Origin of the sequence: Pseudomonas resinovorans NBRC 106553 (assembly GCF_000412695.1) — a bacterium.
GTDB classification, from domain to species: Bacteria; Pseudomonadota; Gammaproteobacteria; order Pseudomonadales; family Pseudomonadaceae; genus Metapseudomonas; species Metapseudomonas resinovorans_A.
On sequence record NC_021499.1, the window covers coordinates 3,269,810 to 3,289,468 of the forward strand.

Below are 19,659 nucleotides of genomic sequence, written 5' to 3' on the forward strand. Positions count from 1 at the left end.
TCAGGGGGTCACGATGTTGAAGGTAGGCTGGAAGCTGCTGAGCATGCCGAGCAGCGCCTTAAAGCGCGCGGCATCCCCTTCGAGCTTGATGTCGCCCTGTTTCAGCGCGGTGGGGAAATCAAGCTGGCGCAGGCTGATGCTATCGAGCACGGCCTTGCTCATCGTCACCGTGGCATCCGGTTTGGCATGGCTGGCATTCTCGCGATAGGTCAGCACGCCGTTGCGTAGAGTCAGGGCGAAGTCCTGGCCGAGATCGTCGAAGTTCCAGTTGAGGGTCATGTCATGGCCCACGGCCTTGTCCGAATCCAGGCGCACCGTCAGCACGTCCATGAACATGGCCGGGGTCGCCGCTCGCACCAGGTCCTCGATGGCCCTGCCGCCCTGTTGCGGCGCGCCAACACGCAGTTCCTTGGCGCCGGTCAGGTAGATATTGCGCCAGATGGCGGACTCGCTGCGGTAGCCCAGCTGCTCCAGGGCGTCGGCCTGGGCGTCGCGGGCGGCCTTGTTCTCCGGATCGGCGAAGACCAGGTGGTTGCCGAGCTGGGCGGCCCAGCGGTAGTCGCCCTTGTCCATCGCGGTACGCATCAGCTCCAGGACCTTGTCGGCCCCACCCAGGGCTTCGACGTAGTGCTTGCCGGACTCCACTGGCGGCAGCGGGTTCAGGTTGGCCGGGTTGCCGTCGTAGAAGCCCATGTAGCGCTGGTACACGGCGCGGGTGTTGAAACTCAGGGTGCCGTAGTAGCCACGGGCGTACCAGGTGCGATCCAGCTCGCCGGGCAGCTTCTTGACGGCTTCGGCGACCTCCAGCGGCGTCAGCCCCTGGTTGAGCAGGTGCAGGGTCTGGTTGTTGACGTAGGCGTACATGTCGCGCTGGTCGGCCAGCAGCGTGCGGATGCCTTCACCGCCCCAGGTCGGCCAGTTGTGCGAGGCGAACATCACCTGCGCCTTGTCGCCGTAGCGCACCAGGCTGTCATCGATGAATCGCGACCAGGCCTTGGCGTCGCGCACTTCGGCACCACGCGGGGTGAGGACGTTGTGCATGGTCATCACGGCGTTCTCCGCCATGCACAGCGCATTCAGCTGCGGCAGATAGAGGTTCATTTCCGCCGGCGCCTCGGTACCGGGGGTGAGCTGGAATTCCACCTGAACCCCGGCGATCTCATGGGTTTCCAGCGGTTTCACGATCAGGTCGGTGGGCGCGATCAGACTGATGGTGCCGCCCATGGGAGCGCCCTTGCCGATCCCGGCATCCACCTGGCCACGCTCGTTGTTCGGCACGGTGCCGCCGCTCTGGAACATCCCGCGGCGGAACATGGCGGTACCGGCCAGCACGTTCTCCTGGATGGCGTGCTCCATGAAGCCGTCCGGGGCGTAGATGCGCACCTTGCCGGCCTTGACGTCGGCCTCGTCGACCACGCCACGCACGCCGCCGAAATGGTCGACGTGGCTATGGGAATAGATGATCGCCACCACCGGCTTGCGCGGACGGTGCTGGTAGTAGAGTTCCAGGGCGGCCTTCGCCGTCTCCGTGGCATAAAGCGGGTCGATGAGGATCAGCCCGTCCTCGCCCTCGATGATGGTCATGTTCGCCAGGTCGATGCCGCGTACCTGGTACAACCCTTCGGCCACCTGGAACAGACCGGCACTGGCGTTGAGCTGGGCCTGGCGCCACAGGCTCGGGTTTACCGTATCCGGGGCGTCCTCGCGCTTGAGGAAGTCGTAGGCATGGGTATTCCACACCACCTTGCCCTCGGCGTTGCGCACTTCGCCTTCGAAGGCGGCCACCAGTCCACGGCGGGCGGCTGCATAGTCGGCGCGGTCGGCGAACGGGAGCTTGTGCAGCATCTCGCGGTTGGCGTCGGCGGTCGTGGCGCTGGCGGCCTTGGCAGGCGCGGACGGCGTGCCGTCGGCGGCCCAGGTCATGGCGCTGAACAGGGAAACGGCAATGGCGAGAGCGGCAATTGAGAAACGCATGAGGAGTCCTGATAGGCACGGCCAGTAATTGTTCTGTTGCGGTTATGCCCCAGCGGTGCCGAAAGCCCCCCCCTCCCTTGGAGGGGGCCGGCAGCACCGCTGGTGGATGAGAAGAGCGTCATCCACCCTACGGAGCGAAAGCCGGAATCGCGGCTTCGGGCGCCCTGTAGATTCAGGGTTTCCCATTTTAAATCAAACAGTTGGATACCCATCTGAATACGGAACATTGCACCGTCCGCCCCTCCCTATACTCGCCCAGCGGCCCGCCGAGGCCCCAACAACAAGAACAATCAGGCGACCCAGGAGCGCTTCCATGAGCGATGCCATCCAACCCTTCCCGGCGGCCACGGCCGCATCCCCTCTCACGATGAAGCGCCTGTACGGCAAGCTGGTCTGGCGGCTCATGCCGTTCCTCATGCTGGCGTTCATCATCAATGCCATCGATCGGCTGAACCTCTCCTTCGCCAAGCTGCGCATGGCCGAAGACATCGCCTTGAGCGACGCCGCCTACGGCATCGGCGCCGGCATCTTCTACCTGGGCTACATCCTCTTCGAAGTGCCGAGCAACCTCTATATGCAGCGGGTGGGAGCACGGGCGACGCTGACGCGGATCATGATCCTCTGGGGCCTGATCACCGTGGCCACGGCCTTCGTCACCACCCCCAGCCAGTTGATCGTCGCGCGCTTCCTGCTCGGGGTGGCCGAGGCCGGCTTCTTCCCCGGCCTCATTCTCTACCTCACCTACTGGTTCCCGGCGGCAATGCGTGGCCGCATCACCGCCTCGTTCTTCATGGCGGCCATGGTCGCCGGGATGATCTGCGGCCCGCTGTCCGGCGCCATCATGTCCCACCTGCACGGCTGGATGGGGCTGCGCGACTGGCAGGTGCTGTTCGTCCTCACCGGCCTGCCGGCGGTTGTGCTGGGCATCATCGGCCGCTACTGGCTGACCGACCGCCCCGAACAGGCCACCTGGCTGGATGACGACGAGAAGCAGCAGATCCAGCAGGTATTGGCCCAGGAAACCGTCGCCACCCAGGCTCACCAGGGCCTGCGTGGCGCGCTGCGCGACCCGTTGCTCTACGTCGCCGGGCTGGTGTGTTTCTGCATCTACAGCGCCGCCAACACCGTGTCCTACTGGCTGCCGACCCTGGTGCGCGGCTTCGGCATGGAGGACCTGAAGCAGATCGGCCTGGTGACCGCCCTGCCCTTCCTCGGCGGCCTGTGCGCCATGTACCTGCTGGGCCGCAGTTCCGACCGCCACATGGAACGCCGCTGGCACCTGGGCCTGACCATGCTGGTGGCCGCCAGCTGTTTCTTCCTGCTGGACCTCGTCCAGGGCCAGCTGGTGGCCTCCGTGCTGGTGACCACTCTCGGCGCCGCGGCCGCGCTCTCCGCCATGCCGCTGTTCTGGACCGTGCCGCCCGCGCTGCTGAGCCGATCCGGCGCGGCCGGCGGCATCGCCATCATCAGCAGCATCGGCAACCTGGCCGGCGTGCTCAGCCAGTCGGCGGTAGGCGCGGTGAAGACCGCCACCGGCAGCCTCTACCTGGCTTTAGACCTGATCGCCCTGCTGCTGGTGATCGGCAGCTTGTTGCTGCTGATCGGCATCCCGGCCAGGAGGCTTGCCGCAGCGCGTCCGGCCGAAGGCACGTAATCCCAGGAGGATCGACCGTAGGATGGGTTGAGCGAAGCGATACCCATGCGGTTCGGATTGATGGGTATCGCAGGCTCAACCCATCCTACGGCCCCTCGTCCATGCCTCCACCATTACGACATTGGCACCCAATGGCAAAACCCTGGCGTGACCTGGCAATCGGAGCCACGCCAGCCTCTGGCATGTTGGCCGGCAATTGCCCCCATGGCATTACAACAAGCTCAGAGGTGTGGAAATGGTTGAAATGCAGAGTGACGGCGTCAGCCGCCGTAAATTCCTGCGCAATGCCGGTGTCGTCGGCGCGACGGGTGCCGTGGCGATGGCCGGCAACGCCGCCCTGGCCGCAGCGACGGCCGACAAGCGCGCGGCCACCGGCAAGTTCGACGACTGCGACTACGACGTGGTGGTCATCGGCGGCGGCTTCGCCGGTGTGACCGCCGCCCGCGACAGCATGAAGAACGGCTACCGGACGCTGATCCTCGAAGCGCGCAACCGTCTCGGCGGACGCACCTTCAGCAGCGAATTCGCAGGCCACAAGATCGAGCTGGGCGGCACCTGGATCCACTGGACCCAGCCCTTCGTCTGGGCCGAGGTGCAGCGCTACGGCCTCAAGCTCAAGGAAACCCCCGAGCCCTTCGCCGAGCAAGCGCAGACCGTGCGCATCATTCACGAAGGCAAGGCCATCGAGCCCACCCTCGACGACTTCATCGCCATTGCCAAGGCGGTGAAGGAATACTTTGGCGAAGCCCCGAAGCTCTGGGAACGCCCCTACGACGCCAAGTACACCTGGGCCGACCTGCTCGCGGTCGACGCCATGAGCGGCGCCGATCGCCTCAACCAGCTGAAGCTCACGCCGCTGCAGCGCAACTTCCTCGATGCCTATGTGGCCGGCATCGCGCACACCACCAGTGATCGCGCGTCCTATGCCGACGTGGCGCGCTGGTGGTCGCTGCCGGGGTGGAACATGACGGCCTTCGTCGATGCCCTGGGCCGCTACAGCTTCAAGGACGGCACCATCAGCCTGATCAACGCCATGGTCGACGAGGGCAAACCGGAAATTCGCCTGTCCACCCCGGTGACCAAAGTGGTGGAACAGGGCGAGCGGGTGCTGGTGACCACCCAGCAGGGAGACACCATCAAGGCCGCTGCGGTGATAGTCGCGGTACCGATGAACGTACTCCCGCGCATCGCCTTCAGCCCCGCCCTCGACCCGGCCCTGGTGGAAGCGGCGAAGGAAAAACACTCCGGCAGCGGAATCAAGGTGTTCATGCGGACCAAAGGCAAGCTGCCGGGCGATGGCAAGCGGTTGGGCGTTGCCGGCTCGGACCATCCACTGAACCTGCTGGTCACCTACGCCAAGGCCGAGGACCACAGCATTTTCGTCGGCTTCGGCGCCGACCCGGCCAAGCTCGACATCCAGGACCGCGACGCCGTGCAAGCGGTGGTCAGCACCTTCTACCCGGACCTGGAAGTGGAGGAATGCTACGGCTACGAATGGACCCTGGACCCGTACTCCCAGGGCACCTATTGCAGCTACAAGCCCAATTGGCTGGGCAAGTACTACGACCACTTCCAGAAGGACCGTGGCCGCGTGGTGTTCGGCCAGGGCGACCACGGCGAAGGCTGGCGCGGCTTCATCGATGGCGCCATCGGCGCGGGCGGCAAGGCGGCAATGAGAACCCGCGAACTGCTCGGCTGACACGCCGTATAGGCCATAGGAGCAAGCTCTGCTCGCGAAGGCTCTGCGCACGATCCTTCACGAGCACCGGGCCGCTTTCGTAGCCCGGATGAAATCCGGGAGCGGAGGCTGGGTTTCCCCGGATTTCATCCGGGCTACCAAACTGACCCGCCCGCTCCTACACCTTTTGCTGGCGGTACTCGCGGGGGCTGAGGCCGGTCCAGCGGCGGAAGGCACGGGTGAACGAACTGGCCTCGTTGTAGCCCAGCTGCTGGGCGATCTCGGTGAGGCTGCGGGTTGACTGGCCCACCAGCTCGAGGGCCAGGGTCTGACGAATCTCCTCCACCACCTCGGCGAATTCCAGGTCCAGCTCCTGCAGGCGGCGCTGTAGCGTGCGCTTGCTCATGAGCAATTCGCTCGCCACCTGCTCCAGGCCCACTCGCCCGCCGGCCAGGTTCGCCTCGATCACCAGGCCTATGCGCGTGGTCAGGTCGGTATCGGCGAGCCGTCGACGGCGCTCTTCCTCCAGGCCGGGCAGCAGCGCCTGGAACAGCCGGAGATCGGCCGTGACCAGCGGCTCGTCGAGCATCGCGCCGGGCCAGGCGATGAGGTTGGCCGGCTGGCCGAACTTCAGCGGGCACTGGAATACGTCGGTGTGCAGGCTGGTGTCCGCCGGTTGCGGATGCTCGAACTCAACCCGTAGCGGCGCGTATTTCCCGCCGGTGTATTCACGCAGGCGCTTGAAGAGTATGCCGATGGCGAACTCGGCATCCTGCCGGCGGTGCAGCACGCTGGGGTCGGTCAGCCGGTAAGTGATTTCCAGGGCGCCGCCATGCAATCGCCAGGAGACTTCGTTGGCCTGGGCGTGCACGACTATGTAGCGGCTGGCGCATTCGAGCATGGTGCGCACGTCGGCGGCGCTGCGCGTCAGATGACCGATTCCGCCCATCAGGCTGCCCTTGAACGGATCACCCAGCAGGCCGAGCCCCAGGCGCAGGCCGAGGAAGGAATCCCCCCCTTCGGCGGCGGCCTCGAGCAACGCGTTGTACTGGCTCAGGGGGATTTTCGCGTCGGGACGTACCAGCACCTCTTCGCTCAAGCCAACCGTAGCCAGGTGAGGGCGGAACAGCTCCGCGTAATGCTGCAACAGGGCCTCGGCGTAGACGGTGTGCTTCAGGCGGGACATGACGGCTAGGGCTCCTGGGCCCGGATTCTTCTTGTTGATCGGCGCAGCCGGATGGGCAGGGATTGCGCAGCGTGCGGGGCTTGCCGCCACGGCAGGCAGGAGACCCTAACAGACAGCGAATATGCCGACAACAAGCGCATCCGGCCACGCGCCGACCACCCCGCGCGAGGTCGCGGATTGGCGTCGGATGACAAGTCGCTGGCGCCCCGTGGCGATTCCTTGCGTGCCCTCCTCTGCCAAGGTCGAGACCACGCTGCCATCAGACCCTTCAGCCACCCGGCAGCATCGGAGGAACATCCATGAACATCCACCTGTCGCGGCTGGCGCTGCTGGCGACCCTGTCGGCGCCGCTGGCCTACGGCCAGGCGGCTCCGCCGAACATCGTCATCATGCTCTACGACAACCTCGCCTACGGGGAGCTGGGCAGCTATGGCGGCGGCGTTATCCGGGGCGCCGAGACGCCACGCATCGACCGGCTCGCCGAGGAAGGCATCCGCCTGACCAACTTCAACGTCGAGGCCCAATGCACCCCCTCGCGCTCGGCGTTGTTGACCGGGCGTTTCTCCATTCGCTCCGGCACCTACCGGGTTCCCCGTGCCGGCGCCCCGGACGGCCTCACGCTCTGGGAGCAGACACTCGCCGAACTGCTTTCCGCCCGCGGCTACGCCACGGGAATATGGGGCAAGTGGCACCTGGGCAGCAGCGAGGCACGCTTCCCCACCCACCAGGGGTTCGACGAGTGGTACGGCGTGCCCCGCACCTACGACGAAGTGATGTGGTCCGGCAGTGACCAGGCGAGCGACCTCACGCCGGCCATGGGCAGCAAGCAGGGCTGGAACGAGAACCTGGTGCCGGCGCAATACATCTACGAAGCCAGGAAGGACGAGGCGCCGAGCCAGGTGAAGAAGCTCGACCTGGCCAGCAAGCGCACCCTGGACGCGGAGCTGACGGAACGCGCCACGGCCTTCATCAAGCGCAACGCCGCCGCCGGCAAGCCGTTCTTCGCCTACATCCCCTTCTCCCTGCCGCACATGCCGACCCAGCCAAACCCGGAGTTCGCCGGCAAGACCGGCAACGGCTCCTGGGCGGACTCCCTGGCGGAAATGGACCATCGCGCGGGCCAGGTGCTGGATGCCCTGAAAGCGGCCGGCGTCGAGCAGAACACCCTGGTGATCCTGGCCAGCGACAACGGCGGCGAAGCCACCTACCCCTGGCGTGGCGCCAATGGCCCCTGGCGCGGCACCTACTTCACGGCGATGGAAGCCGGCCTGCGCGCGCCCTTCATCCTGCGCTGGCCCGGCCATGTCCCGGCGGGCAAGGTGAGCAACGAAATCGTCCATATCGTCGATCTCTACACCACCCTGGCCCACGCCGCCGGAGCCGAGGTACCCAAGGACCGCGCCGTGGATGGCGTCGACCAGATGGCGCTGTTCAGCGGCCAGCAGGCCAACTCGAACCGCGAAGGCTTCCCCGCCTACGTTGCGGACCGTCTCACCGCGGTCAAATGGCGCAACTGGAAGCTGCATTTCATCCAGCAGGATGAGATGTACGACATACCCCAGACCCTGGCCTTCCCGCGCCTCTACAACCTGCTGACCGACCTGAGGGAAGAGCACGACCTGATGATCGGGAACACCTGGATACTGAAACCCACCATGGAGGTGGTCGGGGGTTTCAAGGCCAGCCTGGAGAAGTACCCACCCATCGAGGCCGGCACACCGGACCCCTACACCCCCGCCTCACGCTGATTGCCCTGCCGGCCAGTGCCTTCGCGCTGGCCGTCATCCCCGTCCCGCCGATTGGCACCGAATGGCAAATCAATGGCGTAGGCCAGCGATTCGCAGTCGCCCCCCGGCTGTCACCGTAGGCCCTCCTTAGCCAACCGGGGAATAACAAGATGAACCCTCCTCTGCGCATCGCCACCGGCGTGCTTGCGCTCCTGCTCGGCCGTTCCGCTTTTGCCCTCGACTGCGACCCGGGCGCGGGGCAACAGGTCTTCCAGACCAAATGCAGCGCCTGTCACGCCCTCGACGCCGACCACGTAGGTCCCCACCTGGCCGGCGTCGTAGGTCGACCGATGGGCGCGGTGAAGGGCTTCACCTATTCGCCGGCCCTGGCCGCCGCCAAGGACAACTGGACGCCGGAGCTTCTGGACGCCTGGCTCACCTCCCCGGCACGGATGTTCCCCGATACCGCCATGGCCTTCGGTGGCCTGCGCAAGGCCGAGGAGCGCAAGGCGGTGCTCTGCTTCCTGCAGAGCCAGGGCTGACCGCGCGGCCAGCCCATTGGGGCGGAGGCCACTCCGCCCGATACGTGACTCCATCAGAACAAGGACAATCCAGTGCGTATCCGCAACCTTCAGCGCTGCCTTCTGGCAGCCGCCGTTTCGGCAACCATCCAGCAACCGGCATTCGCCGTCGCCTTCAACGTCGGAGAAATCCAGGGCCAGTTCGACTCGGCGCTGTCCATCGGCGCCAGTTGGGCAACCTCCGATGCGGCCTCCCACCTGATCGACGTCACCAACGGCGGCACGGGCTTCTCGTCCTCAGGCGACGACGGACGCCTGAACTTCAAGAAGGGCGAAACCTTCTCGAAGATCTTCAAGGGCGTGCATGACCTGGAGCTGAGCTATGGCGACACCCGCGCCTTCCTGCGTGGCAAGTACTGGTACGACTTCGAGCTCAAGGACGAGAACCGTCCGTTCAAGCAGATCAGCGACGACGGCCGCGAAATGTCGGCGCGTTCCGCCGGCACGCAAATCCTCGACGCCTTCGTTTCCCAGCGCTACGAAATCGCCGGAAATCCCGGCGACGCGCGCCTGGGCCAACAGGTGGTGAGCTGGGGCGAAAGCCTGTTCATCGGCAACTCGATCAACTCCATCAACCCGCTGGACGTCGCCGCCCTGCGCCGCCCGGGTTCGGAACTCAAGGAAGGCCTGATCCCGGTCAACATGTTCTACGTCGCCCAGGGCCTGGGCGAGAACCTCAGCGTCGAGGCGTTCTACCAACTGGAATGGAAGCCCTACGCCCTGGACAACTGCGGCACCTTCTTCGGCGCGGACCCGGTAGCCAAGGGCTGCAACGACAACCTTAACGGCGGCCTGGCGGGCGTGGCCCCACTGGAGCCGATTGCCGCCGCCGCAGGCCTCGGCTTCGGCATCAGCGACCCGGAAGGCGTGATCATCCGCCGCGAACAGAACAACGACCCGCGCGACAGCGGCCAGTACGGCATGGCCCTGCGCTGGCTGGGCGACGGCGTGGAGTACGGCGCCTACTACCTCAACTACCACTCGCGCTCGCCGCGCTTCAGCCTGCGCACCGCCAGCGGCGTGACCGATTTCATCAACAACGACCCGGGCTTCGCCGCCCTCGACCCGGACCTGCAGTTCGCCCTTGGCCTGGCCACCGGCGCCGGCAATACCAGCTACTTCCTCGACTACCCCGAGGACATCCACCTGTTCGGCGCCAGCTTCGCCACCGAACTGCCCACCGGCACCGCCTGGAGCGGCGAGATCAGCTACCGGCCGAATGCGCCCATCAGCATCAACACCGCCGACCTGTTCGGTGGTGCGCTGAACCCGACCTTCCGCGCCCTGACCGGCTCCGACATCGAGCCCACCGTGGCCGCCGAGGAAGGCCAGGTATTGCAGGGCTGGAAGCGCAAGGAGGTCACCCAGGCCCAGACCAGCTTCCTGCACCTGTTCGACCCGGTGCTGGGCGCCACCTCCCTGAGCCTGGCGGTGGAGGTGGGCCTTACCCACGTCGGCGGCCTGGAGTCTCTGGAGACCCAGCGCTACGGCCGCGACTCGGTGTTCGGCGACATCACCCAGGGCGGCCGCCACGGCTACTACACCGCCAACTCCTGGGGTTATCGCGCCTTCACCAACTTGCGGTACAGCGACGTGTTCGCCGGGGTGAACCTGGTCCCGAACCTGTTCTGGTCCCACGACGTCGACGGCTACGGCCCGGTGTTCAACGAGGGCGCCAAGTCCGTGGGGCTGGGGCTCGACGCCGACTACCGCAACACCTACACCGCCAGCCTTGCGTACACCAACAACTTCGGCGGCGACTTCAACACCGATGTCGACCGCGACTTCATCTCGCTGAGTTTCGGCGTGAACTTCTGACTACTTCCGGGAGCAAAAGCATGAATAAAACCCTTCACAAAGGCTGCATCCTGGCCCTCGGCCTGCTGGCCGGCCAGGTGATGGCGGCGGTTTCGGCGGACGAAGCGGCCCGGTTGGGCAGCACCCTCACCCCCCTGGGTGCGCAACAGGAAGGCAACGCCGACGGCAGCATCCCCGCCTGGACCGGCGGTCTCCCCCAGGACGCCGGTACGGCCGCGGCCAGCGGTTTTCTGAGCAATCCGTTCGCCAATGAAAAGCCGCTGTTCGTCATCACCGCGGCCAACGCCGAGCAGTACCGCGACAAGCTGACCGATGGCCAGATGGCCATGTTCAAGCGCTACCCGCAGAGCTACCGCATCCCCGTCTACCTGACCCACCGCTCCGCCTCGGTCCCCGCCGCCATCCAGGAGGCGGCCCGCAAGAGCGCACTGCAAGTTCAACCGGTCAACGACGGCAACGGCCTGGCCAACTTCGACAAGAGCGGCTACTACGCCTTCCCGATCCCGAAGAATGGCGTCGAAGTGCTGTGGAATCACATTACCCGCTACGTGGGTGGCAACTACTGGCGTAGCTACATCCAGGTCACCCCGCAGGTGAATGGCGCCTACACCCCGGTACGCTTCGAGGAAGAGCAGGTATACCCGGAGCAGGTTGCCGATTTCCCGGCGGACAAGCAGGGCAGCATGCTCTACATGGTCAAGCAGCGGGTGACCGCGCCGGCGCGCCTGGCCGGTACCGTGGTGCTCGCCCACGAGACCCTCAACCAGGTCACCGATCCGCGCATGGCCTGGATCTACAACGCCGGCCAACGCCGTGTGCGGCGAGCGCCCCAGGTCGCCTACGACGGCCCGGGCACCGCCGCCGACGGCCTGCGCACCGCCGACAACCTGGACATGTTCAACGGCGCGCCGGACCGCTACGACTGGCAGCTGGTGGGCAAGAAGGAGCTGTACATCCCCTACAACAGCTACGCGCTGGAATCGCCGACGCTGAAGTACGACGACATCGTCCAGGCCGGCCATATCAACCCCGACCACACCCGCTACGAACTGCACCGGGTCTGGGAGGTGGTCGGCACGCTCAAGCCCGGCAGCCGCCATGTCTATTCCAAGCGCCACATGTTCATCGACGAAGACACCTGGCAGATCGCCGAAGTCGACCACTATGACGGTCGCGGGCAGCTGTGGCGTGTGGCAGAGGGTCATGCGCTGTACAACTACAAGCAGCAGGCGTCCTACCTGGCGGTGGAAACCCTGTACGACCTGGTGTCCGGCCGCTACCTGGCGCTCGGCATGCGCAACCAGGAGCCCAGCACCACCCGCTACGGCGAGCAGGCGAAATACTTCGCCTTCACCCCGGCCGCCCTGCGTACCGACGGGATGCGCTGAGGGTTAGCCAAGCCCAACGGGGGATGACATCCCGTTGGGCTTCGTTGCTCTGCGGCGGGTCTACGACCCGCTTGGCGATTGAAACCACCCTGCCCCTGCCTTCCCCCTCTTTTTGAGAGGGCCTTGCCGACCAAGAACGCGGCAGCATCCGCACTGAAGAAAAGCCAATCCGCCCGGATCAGGGCCAACAACCAGGCGGAGGCCTGAACCATGAGCAAACCCGTTGCCGACACCCGCGAGGGCTACCGCTACTTCCGCGACATCACCACCCGCTGGATGGACAACGACGTCTACGCCCACGTCAACAACGTCGTGTACTACAGCTGGTTCGATACCGTGGTGAACGCCTGGCTGCTGGAGAACAAGCTGCTGGACTTCGCCGGGAGCCCCACCGTGGGGCTGGTGGTGGAAACCAGCTGCAGCTACTTCTCCCCCATCGCCTTCCCCGACCTGGTGCGTGCCGGCCTGCGGGTGTCGCGGCTGGGCACTTCCAGCGTGCGCTACGAAGTCGGCCTGTTTGCCAACGACAACGCCATCGCCTCGGCCCAGGGACATTTCGTGCACGTCTACGTGGACCGCCAGACGCGCCGCCCGCTGCCGCTGCCGGAAGATCTGCGCTCCGCGCTGGAAGGCATTCAGGTCGCGTCCTGAGTAGCCAAGTAGGATGGGTCGGGCATACCCATCACCTCTGTCCGCATGGGTATCGCTACGCTCAACCCATCCTACAAAGGCTCCAAAGTGCACCCTACCGGAAATGAAAACGCCCGCTCTGTGAGCGGGCGTCGCATCAACTGTCCTGCCGATGCAGTTGGGTGTGCTGGTCGAAGGCCTGGTAGCGGGACTGCCGGTCGCGCAGGACCTTGATCATGGCGAACTCGGGGTCGCGGGCCAGGAACATCCGCCCGCCGTTGGCCACCAGGTGATCCAGCAGCCGTTCCTTTTCGTCGATCAGGCTCTCCGGATTGCGATCGAGCGCCGTGGTCAGGTCCAGCCTGAGCCAGTGCACGGCGGGTACCAGGTCGCCGGCGAAGACGATGGGGCCGCCGGGCATGTCGATTTCCGGCAGCAACTGGCCCGGGGTGTAGCCATCGCTGACGTGGAAGCGCCAGCCGGCACCCAGCAGCTCGCTGCCCTGCTCGTCGAGCAGCTTGAGCCGGCCGCTGCCTTCCAGTTGGCGGATGATCTGCGGCACGAACAGCCCCCGGTCCCTTGGATGGGGATGCCGGGCGCGCAGCCAATGGCGGCGACCGGTCAGGTAGCGTGCGGTCGGGAACAGCAGTCGGGGGGTGTTGCCTTCGTGGATCGCGTCCTGCACGTCCTGGGGCAGCACCGCATGCAGATGGGTCAGCACCACGGCGTGGATCTGCCCTTCCCCCAGGCCGTGCTCGGCCAGGCTGTCCAGCAGCCCCGCCGCATGGCGCTGGCAGCGACAGGTGCGCGGTGGCGGCGCCAGGAGCGCGTCGGTGCCGGCCATGACCAGGATGTTCATGCCGTCCTGCTGGACCAGCAGCACACGGCTGGCCGTTTCCACCTGGTTGTCGTGGTTGGGGCGCATCCACTCGATCCAGGCCCGTCGGGGTGTGCTGCCGAACAGCGTGCCACCGTCGATCTTGCGAGTTCTGCCTGCCAATGTGGAAATACTGCGGTTCACGACATTCACCTCTCTGAACTTACCCCGTCGCATGCGGTGCGACGGAGCCCAATGGGCAGGGGTAGCGTATTCAGACGCCGTACGTTCTCACCCACCCACGAGGGGTGGGTGGCGACGGTAGGTTGGGTCGGGCGGCGCTCCGCAGAGCGCAGCGAAACCCAACAACGCAGCCTCAACCGCCTGTCACCTGACCGAGATCGATGGGGCCGGAATTCGGTTGTGGTTTGGGGGGGTCGGCGCGGGCTGGGGGGCGGTTGTGGTTTGGGGGGCCGGCGCGGGTTGGGGCAACGGGCCTGCGGCCCTTCGCGAATGAATTCGCTCCTACATCAAGCCGGCCGTGCCACATGGGGCGGCGAGCTCGTTTCGGTGTGCCAGCATCGGACCTTGCCTACCCGGTAACCGCATTGCCGTCCTACAAGGGGGTTGGGCAGCATCCGCTCCGTCGTGGCTTCGGTCATGACCTGGGTGTGGAAACCCGGACAACGTCGAACGTGCACCTCGCCATAGCAAGGCCCTGCCTTGGCTGTCTATGGCGGATCGTGCGAGGCGGGCTTATGCCCGGCCGGGTCGATGTTGCCGGTTTTCCACCCTCGCACGGTCCGCCACCCAAGATCTGGAAGTTACCGGTGGCGGGTTCCCCACTCTCGAAATGGATGGACCCGCGATGAACAACACCTGCTACATCCCCCGCACCTACCTGCGTCACCACCGCCAGTTGCGCGCCCTGCTGATCGGCCATGAAGCCTGGTTCAGCGCCCAGGACCTGTCGCGCCTGCTCAGCTGCCACTTCAGCGCCCGCCTCCCCTCCATGCTCGATGCGGACCAGAGCCGGCGGGAACAGCTGCGCGACGCCAATGGCCAGTTCGCCGAGGAGCTGCTGCTGAGCGAGTCCGGCGTCTACCACCTGCTGAGCGTGCAGTTCTACCACCCGGAAAACCGCAACCTCAGGCAGTGGCTCACCCACGAGGTGGTGGCCGACCTGCGCGGCATGGGCCAAGCGGCCTGAGACGAAAACGGCGGCCCGGGCTTGCGTGCCCGGGCCGCCGGTTTTTCTTGCCGCCTAGAACTTGACCTTGATCCCGATGATCCCCTCATAGCTGCGGCCATCGCCGTCGAAGGCCTTCTGGTAGCCCAGCGAGCCGGTGACGGTGGTGCGGTCGTTCATCTGGTAGTCCACGCCCAGGTTCATCTCGCCCCAGGTGCCGCTCATGTCGGTGCCGAAGGGGATGTAGCCGTCGGCCGAGGAGAACTCGGTTTTCGCCTTGCCCTTGAACTCGTGCCAGACGCTGGGGCGGAGCCAGCCATTGGTGCGGTGGACCTTGCCGTTGTCGTCCTCGCGGAACCAGTCCTTGTCGATGCGCACGCCCAGGCGCCCGGTCAGGGAGTCGACATCCTCGAAGCGCACCTCGGCGGCGTCGTCATGGGCGTCCTTGATGCTCAGGCGGGTGGCGATCAGCTGGGCCTGGGGCTCGATCTGCAGGGTCTTGTCCTTGTTCACCTTGAACGGATAGCCGGCTTCCAGGGAGGCGGTCACGCCATGGCCACGGGTCTTCATGGCATCCATGCCGTTGGGCCGGGCCTTGATGTCGAAGCGGTTGAACTGCAGTACGCCGTCCAGGTACCAGCCCTCGGGCCCGAAGTGGGTCCAGTAGCCGCCAATGCCGTAGGAGCGCAGTTGGTCGTCGCCGGCGGTAACGCCGTTGGTGTGCTCGACGTTGCCGCCAATGCGACCAATCTGCAGGGACAGGCCAGCCTGGTCGGTGCTGCCGTCGATATCGTCGTTGCGGTAGAGGTCGGTGCCCACCTGGAAGGCCTGGATGCGGTAGTCGTAGTCCGCGCCGCTGGCCAGGGAGTCGCTGCCCTTGCGGTAGATCAGCCGGCCCCAGCCCAGGGACGGGCCGTAGGTATCCACCTCTTCGGCGGGCAGCGGGTCGGTGGCCAGGCGGCGTTCCTCCCCTACCCGCTCGTGCAGGGTGTCCAGCAGGGCACGGCTGTAGTGCAGGGCCATGCTGGGGATGGCGCTGTAGAGGGAGGTTTCCGGGCGGTACACGGGCACCTGGGGTGCCTTGCTGGGTTGCGTCGGCTTGCTGGGCTGTACCGGCTTGTCCGGGTCAGTCGGTTTGTCGGGGTCAACCGGTTTGACCGGGTCAACTGGTTTGACTGGGTCTACCGGCTTGACCGGGTCAACTGGTTTGACCGGGTCAACTGGTTTGACTGGATCGACCGGTTTGACTGGATCAACCGGTTTCACCGGATCGACTGGTTTCACTGGATCGACCGGTTTCACAGGATCGACTGGTTTGACGGGGTCCACTGGTTTCACCGGGTCGACCGGTTTGACTGGGTCCACCGGCTTGACGGGATCGACCGGATCGACTGGCTTGACCGGGTCAACCGGATCGACTGGATCAACTGGATCAACTGGATCAACTGGATCGACCGGATCAACTGGATCGACTGGATCAACTGGATCGACTGGATCAACTGGATCGACCGGGTCCTGAGTGGAGCGCAGGTACCAGGCCTCGCCATTGCTGTCATCCAGGCTCGCCCGATACAGGTGGTACTCGTAGGGGCCCGCGACCACCCGGCTGAGCAGACGGAAGGCCTGCGCATCGGTGGTGCCGCCGTTCTGCGCGTCCACCACCATGATGCCGTTGCCGGTGGTCAGGGCGCCGGGGCCACCGGCATTGCGAATTTGCAGGTTGGTTTCGCCCGTGGCGCGACCGCCGTCCACCAGGATGCGGTCCGAGGGCGAATCGTCGGTGTACAGGTAGGTGTTGAGCGCCACGGTGCCGTTGACGCCGTTGTAGTCATGCACCGTCAGGGTCTTGTGCTGGCCGGCGATGGGGGCGCTGAAGTCGATCAGGCTGGCGTCGTTCACCAGGCTGGTGAGGTTGGAGTCGCCGGTGAGCCGCCAGATGCTGGTGTCGTGCAGGGTCACGGCGGAAGTGCTGCCGGCAGCGGTCTTCGCCGAGCCGGTGACCACGGAGCCGCCCAGGGAGAGGGTGGCCCGGCCTTCGCTATCGAAGGTCTGCCCCACGCCCTGCCACTGGCCAGTGCCCAGGTCCGGCAGCTGGGTACCGTCGCTGGCTACCGAGCTGTCCACGTTCAACCACTGGCCGCTGCCGCCTACCACGCTCTGGATGAGGCTGATATCGGCAACGCCGGCGGTGGCGATGGTGGCGCCGTCACGGTTACCCAGGTTGGCGCGGGACAGATCCACCTTGCCCGGCCGGTCATCGGTGCCCTGTACATAGAGCGCCGCGGCCTGGTCGCCGGTGGCGTGGAAGATCGCGTCGGTACCTTTGAGCACGCCGCCGTTCTTGGCCACCGCCCCGTGGCCGGCGTCACCGCTGGTGCTGACCACCACCCGCTCCAGGTCGACGCTGGCGGTGTTATTGGCCAGCGCACCCAAGGCACCCAACCCGGCGGTGGAGACGGTGGCATCGCGGGCCGTCAGCTCGGCGCCGGACTCGGCCCGCAGGCCGTGGGATTGCACGCCCTGGGTGCTCAGGCTGACGTTGTCCAGCTGCAGGGTCGCGGTCTCGTCCTTGTACTGGCGGCTCACCAGGGCGCCGGTGGCGTGATCGCCCAGGGTCTGCACCGTGACATTGCTCGCCTGCAGGCTCACATTGCCCGGCTTGGCGGAGCCGATGCCGGCGTACAGGCCATTGGAATACTGGCCCTCGGTGCGTACCGAGAGGTTGTCGAGGATCATTCTGCCGCCGTCGTCCACGGCGGCACCGTAGGCCTGGGAGCCCTGGGTCACCACGCTGGTGCCGTTGGCGATCAGCAGCGCGCCGGGGTTACGTGCGGCCAGGCCGTGGGGGAAGGTCAGGTTGCTGCTGACCGGCGAGCCGTCGCCGGTGGTGAGCACGGAGCCGCCGTTGACGGTCACGGTGGCGCCGATCTCGGCGATGATGCCCATGGCGTTGTCGTTGCCGTGGGTGGTCACCTCCACCTGGTTGACGGTCAGGTTGGCATTGGCCGCGGCGATGCCGGTGGAGTAGTTGCCCTCGGTGGTGACCGAACCCCGGTCTACCGTTGCCTCGGCGCCATCCATCACCCGCACGCCCAGGCTGCTGCCCTGGGTGGTGTGCACGGCGCTGTCACGCAGGGCCAGGCTGGAACCCGCGCCTTCCACCTGCACGCCCGGTGCCCAGGGGCCCACCGGGCCCGCCGTGGTGGCGAGGATATTGCTGTTCTCGACCTCGGCCGCAGCGCCGTCCTTGACGTGAACGCCCATCGAGCGCGGCCCTTCCACCCGGATATCGCTGCCACTGACGCTGGCGTGGGAGCCGGCGCCTTCTACGGCTACGCCATGGCTGTAAGTGCCCTTGCCCGAGAGGCTGGAGTTCTCGATCAGCAGTTCGCCGCCGCCCATGGCGCGGGCCGCCGAGGCCGGGTTGAGCACATTGCCGCTGCCGGTCACCTGCACCTCGCTACCGCTCAACTGGACCTGGCTGCCGGCGCCCTCGGCGCGCAAGCCGCCGACATTGGTGCCGGTGCTGCTGATGCTGGAGTCGCTGGCGACGATCTTGCCGCCGTCCAGGGCGTGCAGTGCGGCGGTGGTGGCGGTGCTGCTGGCGCCGCTGGTGACTTCGAGCCGGCTGGCGGCCAGGTCGATCCGGCCACCCTCCTCGGCCCGCGCAGCACTGGCGCTCGCACCGCCCACCAGGACATCGGCCCCCTTGGCATCGATGGCGCTGCCTTGCCCGGTGGCCAGCAGGCCATGACTCAGGCTCAGGGATTTCTCGTCATCCAGGGGGGCGGCAGAGGAAACCCCCGCACCACTGGTCTGTACCGCACCACCTTCCAGCGTGACCGTGGCGCCGTTGCGCGCCCATGCGCCCACCGCGCCCTTGCCGGCGGTGCTGATGTCCACGCCTTTCAGGTCCACCTGGGCCCCGTCGGCCATTACGCCGTGGCCGTAGGTGCCGGCGGTGTCCAGGTTGCTGGTGGACACCTGCGCGCTGCCGCCCTGATCCACCCGCACGCCATAGGCCGACGCGCCGGCGGTGCTGACCTGGATACCGTCGGCAGCCAGCCGGCTGCCATTGCCGCTAACGCTGATGCCATGGCTGGCGCCCGTGGTGGTGCTGCGCGCACCAGTGGTGCTGACGGCCGTGCCATCGCTCAATTGCGCGCTGGCGCCGTCGGTCAGGGTGATCCCGGTCGAGCCCAGGGAACTGGTGCTCACCGAGCCGCCACGCATCTGCAACGAAGAACCTTCGCCGCCGACCACCGCGCCGCGGTTGTTGTTGCCCTTGGCACCACCGCCCAGCAGTACGCTGCTCTCGTCGAGGACCACCTTGCCACCTGACTCCACCCTTACCCCAGTCATGTCGCTGGCGGTGAACACCGCACCGGCTGCGGTGCGCGGGTCCAGCACCAGTGCAGTACCGGTGGTGTTGATCTGGCCGCCATCGCGGGCGTGCAGGCCGATCTGGCCCTTGGCCTGGGTGGCATTCACCGCACTGCTTTCCACCCGTCCACCGTCGAGGTCGACGCTGATGCCCGCGTCGGCCCGTACGCCGGTGGTGTTGGCGGCACCCAGCCTGATCGTGGTGCCGGCGTAGCTACCGGCCGCCGAGAGGCCGGCGGCGCCATTGACCAGCACGTTGATGGGGGGCGGCGCGCCAAGCAGCGTGCGGCTGGCGAACACCACGGGGGCCTCATGGGCCGCCGCGAGGGCGATTTCCAGGTAGTCGCGCTCCAGGGTCACGCCGGCTTCGGAGGGCTGGTTAAGGGGGACGACCGTTGATTCGGCGACAGCGCTGTCCGCCTCCACCTCCACGCCGCGAAGGCTGAAGATGCCCGCCAGGATCAGGCTCGTGGCCCGCGCCAGGCGGTTACGGCGGAACTGCGACAGCACGCATTGCTCGGTTTTCATGATGGCGGCCTCCGGAAAGGCTCTGAAAGTGATGAGCCAAGTCTCCGCAAGGGCGTGCCTGTCGACTGTCGGAGCTGCTTTGATCCGCTTGTAGGAGTCACTCGCA

Annotated in this window: 12 protein-coding genes; 8 read left to right on the plus strand and 4 right to left on the minus strand. The window is 66.4% G+C overall.

Features of this window, described 5'->3' with window-relative positions; all coding sequences use genetic code 11:
• Positions 1-1,974, minus strand: a complete 1,974-nt coding sequence (locus PCA10_RS14790; RefSeq protein ID WP_016492865.1) for an alkyl/aryl-sulfatase — start codon at positions 1,972-1,974, stop codon at positions 1-3.
• Between the two features lie 313 nt (positions 1,975-2,287).
• Here PCA10_RS14790 and PCA10_RS14795 point away from each other — a divergent pair, with 313 nt between their 5' ends.
• Both PCA10_RS14795 and PCA10_RS14800 read left to right on the plus strand, forming a co-directional pair.
• Positions 2,288-3,628, plus strand: a complete 1,341-nt coding sequence (locus PCA10_RS14795; RefSeq protein ID WP_016492866.1) for an MFS transporter — start codon at positions 2,288-2,290, stop codon at positions 3,626-3,628.
• Positions 3,629-3,863: 235 nt separating this feature from the next.
• On the plus strand, positions 3,864-5,327 hold the full coding sequence (locus PCA10_RS14800; protein WP_016492867.1) for a flavin monoamine oxidase family protein: 1,464 nt from the start codon (positions 3,864-3,866) through the stop codon (positions 5,325-5,327).
• Positions 5,328-5,484: 157 nt separating this feature from the next.
• On the opposite strand, the gene qhpR is transcribed toward PCA10_RS14800, so the two are convergent.
• Entirely contained in the window at positions 5,485-6,492 is a 1,008-nt protein-coding gene (qhpR, locus tag PCA10_RS14805; protein ID WP_016492868.1) for an AraC-like transcriptional regulator QhpR, read from the minus strand.
• Between the two features lie 299 nt (positions 6,493-6,791).
• Between qhpR and PCA10_RS14810 the strand changes: the two genes are divergently transcribed.
• The 5 genes from PCA10_RS14810 (at position 6,792) to PCA10_RS14830 (ending at position 12,657) form a co-directional block, all read left to right on the plus strand.
• Positions 6,792-8,240 carry an arylsulfatase gene (locus tag PCA10_RS14810; RefSeq protein WP_016492869.1) on the plus strand — a complete coding sequence of 483 codons (1,449 nt, stop codon included), beginning with the start codon at positions 6,792-6,794 and terminating at the stop codon, positions 8,238-8,240.
• A 149-nt stretch (positions 8,241-8,389) separates the two neighbouring features.
• Positions 8,390-8,761, plus strand: coding sequence for a c-type cytochrome (locus tag PCA10_RS14815; RefSeq protein WP_016492870.1), 372 nt, complete (start codon positions 8,390-8,392; stop codon positions 8,759-8,761).
• Positions 8,762-8,833: 72 nt separating this feature from the next.
• On the plus strand, positions 8,834-10,618 hold the full coding sequence (locus PCA10_RS14820) for a DUF1302 domain-containing protein (protein WP_016492871.1): 1,785 nt from the start codon (positions 8,834-8,836) through the stop codon (positions 10,616-10,618).
• Positions 10,619-10,638: 20 nt separating this feature from the next.
• Positions 10,639-12,006, plus strand: a complete 1,368-nt coding sequence (locus PCA10_RS14825; protein WP_016492872.1) for a DUF1329 domain-containing protein — start codon at positions 10,639-10,641, stop codon at positions 12,004-12,006.
• Between the two features lie 210 nt (positions 12,007-12,216).
• Entirely contained in the window at positions 12,217-12,657 is a 441-nt protein-coding gene (locus PCA10_RS14830; RefSeq protein WP_016492873.1) for an acyl-CoA thioesterase, read from the plus strand.
• 136 nt (positions 12,658-12,793) lie between these two features.
• On the opposite strand, the gene PCA10_RS14835 is transcribed toward PCA10_RS14830, so the two are convergent.
• The gene (locus PCA10_RS14835) at positions 12,794-13,657 is read right to left on the minus strand and encodes an MBL fold metallo-hydrolase (RefSeq protein ID WP_041770280.1); all 864 of its coding nucleotides are present in this window, start codon (positions 13,655-13,657) and stop codon (positions 12,794-12,796) included.
• Positions 13,658-14,321: 664 nt separating this feature from the next.
• Here PCA10_RS14835 and PCA10_RS14840 point away from each other — a divergent pair.
• Positions 14,322-14,663, plus strand: coding sequence for a BRO-N domain-containing protein (locus tag PCA10_RS14840; protein ID WP_016492875.1), 342 nt, complete (start codon positions 14,322-14,324; stop codon positions 14,661-14,663).
• Positions 14,664-14,717: 54 nt separating this feature from the next.
• Here PCA10_RS14840 and PCA10_RS30810 read toward each other — a convergent pair whose 3' ends face one another.
• Positions 14,718-19,553, minus strand: coding sequence for an outer membrane autotransporter barrel domain-containing protein (locus PCA10_RS30810; protein ID WP_016492876.1), 4,836 nt, complete (start codon positions 19,551-19,553; stop codon positions 14,718-14,720).
• Positions 19,554-19,659 lie beyond the last annotated feature (106 nt).